We start from the raw sequence: 7,189 nt of genomic DNA on the forward strand, positions 1-7,189 counted from the left end.
ATGTGATTATACATTAATATCTCGAATTAATAACAATTTTGAATTAAAGTGCTATTGTTATTTAACATTAAATTAATACTTCTCCAAATACTTTCTTCATGCTCTTTTAAAAATGGTTTTTTCTTAAGCAATTCTTTTACCAATACTTCCGGTTTATCTGTTCTCAATTCTTTACTCAGAAAAAGAATTGATGCACATATTTCTAACCACACAACTATAGGACAAGAAATAGGATTATTGTTTATTATTTTTTTAACTTTCTCTAAACTTGGCTTTATAGCTTCTTTTATTTGCAACTGAGAAATCAGGTTATTAATTTCAACTTTATTATTTTCAATTTCAAAAAGTATAGAGGTCATAGCACGAGAATACGGACCTCTTTTATGCCAAAAGAAATTGACTTCCCCGATATATGTTCCATATGCTTGTGCTAGATAAGCAATTTTTTGAGCTGTAATTCTCTCATTATAAGTTTTGGCACTAGGAGTTACACCTAATAAATGCTTATAAACAAGAGCATAAGAAATCGCCTCGTTTGTAGCCATATTTCACACCTCTTCTTTAACTATAATCTATGTATTAAATCTCACAAGCAAAATAACTTTTTATTTGTATCCTTACCATCTTATTACTTGTAGGTCAAGTAGTCAACTAAATAGAAGAATAAAAATTAATACTTATGTATTCTTTTTCGATTAAATTTATATGAACTAATAATATTTTAAATGAATTTACTAAATAATAATTAAGCATTCAAATATTTAATAGTTATTAATTGCATTTCAATTACCATAAAGGTCTATAAATTCAGTTATAATTTTGTCATTTTAGATAATCGCCTTAGTTCTTCCTCTGTAAAGTTTTCCATGTTTATATTAATAGGAAAACTATTTGTGTGTTCTATCCTATTTAGAAAAGCTCCGTTGCATTTAGCAAGTAGCTCAGAAGCCTTCAGCCGCTCCTTGGTTTCTAATTCTGTATTTCTCATAGTATTAGTCCAAAATTCCTGAACTTCTTTAAGATCTGCTAACCTGATCTTTTCTACATTTTTATTCCTTATACTGATAGCGTTTTGAATTGCAGTATTTTGCAGTAGTTTATGTGCGTTTCCTCTTGCGCTTTTGTATCCAGCTGCTTCATAAGATTTCTCAGCATTACCCGTTTTCATATAGTGATCAATGAATTTCTTTTGCTTTTCTGATAGCACCATTTTATTCACACCCTTAAAAATACTTTAAAAAAAGAGAAGGGGCAATGAGAAGGGAAGTAAAATTACAACAATTTTTCAAATAACGTTTCTTTACTTTACAGTAATCCCTTGACCCTGTGATTTAATTGGCGAGGATCTCCTTTTATTGTAACTATCTTATCTGTGGCCATTTGTACCAATCTCGTACCTAATGCTTCATCCACATTTACTAATTCATCCAACGTAAGTTCACTTGAAATAAGAATTGGTTTATGGGCGAAATACCTATAGTTTATCACTGCATACATTTGTTCTATCTGCCATTCGGTAGCTCTAGGATTACCTCGTGCCGGTTTGAATAAATCATCGATAAATAGCACATCTACTTTCTTCATTAGATTCATTTTTTCTTCTAACTTTCCAAAATCATCTTTAAGATCATTAAACCCTTCTACATAACGAAAATAATGCAACGAAACTTTCCTTCTTTTAATGAGATTATTAGATAGCGCCGTAAGCAAATGTGTTTTCCCCGAGCCGGGCTGGCCTAAAAGCATCAAACTATTACTTCGTTCATTTCGAATGATTTCAAAATCTTTAAAATATTTTATTGAAGTGTTATAAGCTTCCAGAACAAGAGAGTGTTTGTCTTTTAAGCTAAAGTGTTGAAAAGAGGCGTTTTGAAATTCCTTAGAAATGCCACTAGATTTAAATAACCTATCTATTCGTCTTTGTTCCTGGCACGGGCAGGGAACATACACCTCGTATCCTTCTTCTGTTTTTTCAACTGTACCTCCCCTATCTTGGCAATTACTGCAATGATAATTTCTAGTGTCCAATTGATTGGAAGTTATATTTTGATTTTCTTTCTTCGTATGTGCTTCTAACTTTTTCATCATTTCTTCTATTTTTTCCATGATATTGCTCCTTTTTCTGTTTAGAATTTTCATATTTCTCTGCTTCTTCTAGAGTAGTTATATTATTTTTCTTCCATTCAATTAAGATGTTTTCTGTGAAAATAAAAGTGTGTCCACCTCTCTTAACGGCCAGCTTAATAGCCTCTATCACAAGCTCATCTGAGAACGCTCCCGCCCACCCAATAATACTTTCTTTAATTAAGGGCTTCACTTTTCCATAATTAGCTTCCCATGCTTGTAGTGCCGGTGAGACTCTCGTTTCTTCCTCTTTTAATTTAATATCATTCTTTACATTTTTATAATTATTGTTTGTGGTTACCAATTGGTTATCCTTTGGTTGATAGTTGGTTAAGCTATGGTTATTTGATAAGTTATTTTTACTTTCTGCATGTTGAAAAATACTGTAGTTTACTACCTTTAACTTAGTGTAGTACTTGGTTGCTTCTATGGTTAGAAAACCTTCTCTTTCTAATTTTTTTAAAGCTGTCCTTATTTTTTGTTCAGTTATCTCCTTGTCCCCTCCAAACCAATCCTTCATTATTTTACTTCGTGACGTTACTAACTCCCCTGTATCAACCTTAACGTCAATGTTTTTGTATTTGTCATGCCAAATACTCGGCCCGTGATTAGCATTTAAGATTATATAGATTGCGATTAGTTTTTGAACCGCAGTGAGCTTTTGAAAGGTTTCTCCTTCCATTAATTTTCGATGGAGTTTAATCCACCCTTCATATGCCACATAAAACTCTCCTTTCCTTATTTACAGTCAAGTTCTTTCTAAATTATTAAGCCACTTATCTAGGCTGTCTTTTTTTATTAAAATTCTTCTACCAACTTTACAAGCCGGGGCTTCGCCATTTTTTATCATTTTGTAAAGGAGATGTCTGCTTATTCCAACTATTTCTGAGGCTTCAGCTACTGTGTATGTCATCCTCTCTGCCAATTTGATCCCTCTCCTTTTCAATTTCAAATTTTAGTTCTTCAATTATTCTTAAAATTCGTGTTTTTTGTTTATCGGGTAATTCTTTTCTCATCCAGTTTTTAAGTGTGTTCTCGTGGACGGCCAGCCGCTCAGCTATCAGCCAGTAAGGAACATTTTGTTTAGCTTTCCTAATTTCTTTATTTCTATCGAACATTATCTCACCTCCTTAAACTACATAAATTATCTAATATTGTTGTTTTATTTGTAGTTATTGTGTTAAGCTAAGTTTAATTATATACAGTTCTGACAAAAAATCAACACTTAAAAAAATATTTTATGTTATATTTTATGTTGTTTTTTAGTTAAAAAAGGAGAAAACTGATATAAATCTTTTGAAATTCGCCCCCGTAATCTAAATAAAGCAACTATTATCTGCTATCTAAAGGAGAAATACGACATGAAAAATTTTTTTGAAAGAAATATAAAAACAGAAAGTCACTTACTTGTATATGACAGTTATAGCTTATGTAACGGCTCCGACAATATATTTCCTCCGAAATTACTTCACGACAGGATTTTCTATCCTTCAAATGAGAGTATGCATAATATAGAAATCAAAAAATTATTAAAGATTCTTTCTGCTAAAAGTAATAATAAAAACTCTAGCTCTTCAAAAAAATATGTTTTGGCTACTGATATCTTTGCTACCTCAGCTGCCCCTACTCCACACTTAACTATAATGCAGGCATACAAAACCTTCTCCATTACCACATATGGAAAAACGCTTTACCCGCTGTTAGCCCAAACAGACTTTGATAAAGAAAATGATTTAATGAAATTCATTAACACATGGGGATTGCCTACTGGAGTTGAATTTGATGATAATCTAACTAACTCTAATATGATTAACCATATTATTATGGATTTAGAATATTTTTATAAGGAATTGGAAAAATATAAGTCTATATTTTTAAATTTAGCAGCATATTTAGGAGATAATATTGTTCACCCAGCAATTAAAAATTCCACCGATTCGCATATGACCCATGAAGAAACAAAAGCTTTCTTAATAACAAAATTCAATAGTTTGAAACCTTTTTCTTATAAACCCCATTTTACTGAGTTAGATGGGACTATATATAATGCCGTATTTTATGATTTATTTGAAATTGGCTATTTCTTTCTTATAGAAGCATTTAATAATCGTGTTAAATTACGTCGTTGCGAATCTTGCAATAAAATATTCGAAGTCACTCATCAAAGACAAAGATTTTGTCCGCCTATGCCAGGACGTAAAAGGTCTAGCTGTGAAATGAAACATAACAATATTTTAAAACAGAAAAGATTACAGGGAGGGATTTAAGTGATAGAAGGGAAAGGAAGCTTAGAGAAAAGAGGCAAGAACCGCTGGCGGCTTAGAATAAATATAGGATACAAAGCGGATGGGAGACCCATCCGACGTTATCGAACTGTAACTGCTAAAAATAAAACAGAAGCTAATAGATATCTGGCACAATTTATTACAGAAATAGAATCCGGGGAATATATTGCTCCAGAGAAAATGCATTTCTCCGCTTTTGTAGAGGAATGGAAAAACAAATATGCCGCAAAGGAACTGGCCCCCACGACTTACTATAGCTATGTAAAAACGATTGAACGCCGGATGCTGCCTGTTTTTGGAGATATGAAGCTTTCTGACATAAAACCATTTCATATAGTCGATTACATGAATGAGCTGCAGAAGCCCGGCCAGCATACGCAAAAAGAAGGAGCTACCCTTTCCGCTTCTGTGCTGCAGTTTAATCACCGGATCCTGAAGAACATCTTCTCTCGAGCTGTAGACTGGGAAATCATTAAAACAAATCCTGTGGCTAATGTAAGCAAGCCTAAAGCAACAAAAAGCCGGGCTGATGCTTATGACAACCAGGAGATTGAATTGCTATTTGAAGCCCTGAAAAATGAGCCGGAACAATGGAAAGTTATGATGACTCTGGTCTTTTCTACAGGATTACGCAGAGGTGAAGTATTAGGCTTAGAGTGGGATAAAGTAGACTTGCAGGAGGGAACATTAGAAGTGGTTCAAACGGTGCAATACGTGGCCGGACAGGGTAGCTTAATACGCCCGCCGAAAACAGGCCGTACCAGGAAGATGTCACTCCCTGCGGACGTGGTTCATATGCTAAAAGAGTATAAGCACCAGAAGAGCAAGGACAAGCTGCAGGCCGGAGAATTGTGGGCCGATCACAATCATTTCTTTGTATTCTCTTCCTGGGATGGAAAGCCAATGCATGCTACTAGTGTTGGGCAATGGTGGAGCCGATTCACGAAACGTCACGGCTTGAAACACATTCGCTTCCATGATCTTCGCCATACCTCTGCTACCTTCTTAATCAATCGTGGCGTGCATCCTAAAGTTATAGCGGATCGTTTGGGACATGCCGATATTATGACCACCATGAATATATATGGCCATGTGCTGCAGCAGGCTGATAAGCAGACAGCAAAAGAGTTTGATGGAGTGTTTAAAAAACAGTCATCTAATATAAAAAAAGAGAGCACTGCTAAAAACTAGCAGCTGCTCTCTTTTAATTTCTAAAAATATTCTCTCTATGCCATTGCAAGTAGTCTTGTCTTGGTGGATTTTTTGTAGGCAATTTAATTTTTCTATCTTTATATACATCTAATTTAGCTTTTAAATTAGGATAGTTATTTACCTCAGTAGATATTAAGACTTTATAAGACTCATCTATTGTTATAAACCCTTTATCAAACGCCTTATCTAACTCAACTGAAAGACATATTCCATTTGAAGGATCTAAGCGCACGCTTTTATTTGCAGCCCAAGGTATAATATGCGATCCAATTAAGAACGATTGATTTTCAATACCTGATAAAGCGCATTTGAAACCGTAGTTTCTCTTAACTTGTGTAGAGAATACACTTTGGCCTTTTCTAACTTTTTGTGTGCTTGCTAAATCCTCCACAAAATAATTTCCCTGCTGTTGATCTTGATACATTTTCACTTCTTCTGATTCTTCTTTTTCTTCAAAGTGAATATCTGATTTATCACTAGACCCTAATTTTAAAAGCCCTGTAAAATCTCTTTTTTTGATTTCATTCATGCCATATTGATTGAAGAAATGTTCCCAAGTGGGCCCCTTGTCTTTGAATTCCCAAGGAAATTCTTCTAGATCTGTTTGCAAAAGGAAAGGATCAAATTTAATTGGTTTATCTATGTAACCTCTTATTCTACCTGCGCCAATATCAGTTATTGAATGAATACGCCCAGCTCCAAAAAAATAAAACAAACCTCTGACTTCTGAAGAAGAAGCAGGCCTTCTATAAATAAAAAGATCCCCTTCTCTTACTCTATTATATCGACTTGGCAACCAATCATAAGAGCTAAATTCTTTGTCGTCATAATTTTGAGCAATACCTTTAGTGTCTAATATAAAGTATCTAGTATCCGTTAGATCAAGCTCGGATCTATATATCTCAAGTATATTTTCCATTGCCTACCTCCCTTTTATTTATCTTATTATAAACAGTGATATAAATACAATTTAAAAATCCGTACCCAATCCGTACCCAAACCCCCTGTATCAGTCCAAACGAAGGTAAACTGTACCATTTTCAGACATAAGAAAAAGCCTTCTATACGAAGGCTTTGAACGTTTGTGTAATGGAGCTTCCTACCGGATTTGAACCGGTGACCTCATCCTTACCATGGATGCGCTCTACCAGCTGAGCTAAGGAAGCCTGTATATTATATAGAAGAAAATCTGATCTCTGGGAGACCAAATTTTCTACAAATCTTATAAATAAGTAGCCCGGCAACGTCCTACTTTCACAGGGGGTCGCCCCCCAATTATCATCGGCGCACAAGAGCTTAACTTCCGTGTTCGGCATGGGAACGGGTGGGACCTCTTGGCCGTTGTCACCGGACAACATCGGGAACCGGTGGTTCCTTCAAAACTGGATAGCGACATCCGAATGGAAAAAGTATTTGGATAAGTCCTCGATCGATTAGTATCTGTCAGCTGCATGCGTCGCCGCACGTCCACCTCAGACCTATCTACCTTGTCATCTCCAAGGGATCTTACTCACTTGCGTGATGGGAAATCTCATCTCGAGGGGGGCTTCATGCTTAGATGCTTTCAG

At 35.0% G+C, this 7,189-nt stretch carries 9 protein-coding genes, 1 tRNA gene and 2 rRNA genes; 2 read left to right on the forward strand and 10 right to left on the reverse strand.

Translation table 11 applies throughout. The features are described from left to right. Nucleotides 1-26: 26 nt before the first annotated feature. The 6 genes from ATL39_RS09665 to ATL39_RS09690 all read right to left on the reverse strand — a co-directional run bounded on the left by ATL39_RS09665 (nt 27) and on the right by ATL39_RS09690 (nt 3,242). The gene (locus tag ATL39_RS09665; protein WP_120193135.1) at nt 27-545 is read right to left on the reverse strand and encodes a hypothetical protein; all 519 of its coding nucleotides are present in this window, start codon (nt 543-545) and stop codon (nt 27-29) included. A gap of 266 nt (nt 546-811) precedes the next feature. Next, complete coding sequence (locus ATL39_RS09670; RefSeq protein ID WP_120193136.1) at nt 812-1,210, reverse strand: terminase small subunit; 399 nt, start codon at nt 1,208-1,210, stop codon at nt 812-814. Between the two features lie 95 nt (nt 1,211-1,305). After that, complete coding sequence (locus tag ATL39_RS09675; RefSeq protein WP_245960966.1) at nt 1,306-2,106, reverse strand: ATP-binding protein; 801 nt, start codon at nt 2,104-2,106, stop codon at nt 1,306-1,308. Then, complete coding sequence (locus ATL39_RS09680) at nt 2,018-2,845, reverse strand: DnaD domain-containing protein (RefSeq protein WP_120193137.1); 828 nt, start codon at nt 2,843-2,845, stop codon at nt 2,018-2,020. Before ATL39_RS09680 ends, ATL39_RS09675 begins: the two co-directional genes overlap by 89 nt. Before the next feature lie 27 nt (nt 2,846-2,872). Further along, nucleotides 2,873-3,037 carry a helix-turn-helix domain-containing protein gene (locus tag ATL39_RS17685; RefSeq protein WP_120193138.1) on the reverse strand — a complete coding sequence of 55 codons (165 nt, stop codon included), beginning with the start codon at nt 3,035-3,037 and terminating at the stop codon, nt 2,873-2,875. Next, entirely contained in the window at nt 3,018-3,242 is a 225-nt protein-coding gene (locus ATL39_RS09690; protein ID WP_120193139.1) for a hypothetical protein, read from the reverse strand. The genes ATL39_RS17685 and ATL39_RS09690 overlap by 20 nt, the downstream gene beginning before the upstream one ends. Nucleotides 3,243-3,485: 243 nt before the next feature. Here ATL39_RS09690 and ATL39_RS09695 point away from each other — a divergent pair, with 243 nt between their 5' ends. Together ATL39_RS09695 and ATL39_RS09700 are read left to right on the forward strand one after the other, a co-directional pair. Then, nucleotides 3,486-4,391 carry a hypothetical protein gene (locus tag ATL39_RS09695; protein ID WP_120193140.1) on the forward strand — a complete coding sequence of 302 codons (906 nt, stop codon included), beginning with the start codon at nt 3,486-3,488 and terminating at the stop codon, nt 4,389-4,391. Then, the gene (locus ATL39_RS09700; RefSeq protein WP_120193141.1) at nt 4,392-5,600 is read left to right on the forward strand and encodes a tyrosine-type recombinase/integrase; all 1,209 of its coding nucleotides are present in this window, start codon (nt 4,392-4,394) and stop codon (nt 5,598-5,600) included. 13 nt (nt 5,601-5,613) lie between these two features. Here ATL39_RS09700 and ATL39_RS09705 read toward each other — a convergent pair whose 3' ends face one another. The 4 genes from ATL39_RS09705 to ATL39_RS09720 all read right to left on the reverse strand — a co-directional run. Beyond that, nucleotides 5,614-6,540 carry an HNH endonuclease gene (locus ATL39_RS09705; RefSeq protein WP_120193142.1) on the reverse strand — a complete coding sequence of 309 codons (927 nt, stop codon included), beginning with the start codon at nt 6,538-6,540 and terminating at the stop codon, nt 5,614-5,616. Between the two features lie 171 nt (nt 6,541-6,711). After that, a tRNA-Thr gene (locus tag ATL39_RS09710) sits at nt 6,712-6,787 on the reverse strand. Between the two features lie 69 nt (nt 6,788-6,856). Further along, nucleotides 6,857-6,973, reverse strand: a 5S ribosomal RNA gene (gene rrf, locus ATL39_RS09715). A gap of 61 nt (nt 6,974-7,034) precedes the next feature. Continuing rightward, nucleotides 7,035-7,189 (reverse strand): 23S ribosomal RNA (locus tag ATL39_RS09720); the annotation flags it as partial.

The organism is Sinobaca qinghaiensis (assembly GCF_003610495.1).
GTDB lineage: Bacteria > Bacillota > Bacilli > Bacillales > Marinococcaceae > Sinobaca > Sinobaca qinghaiensis.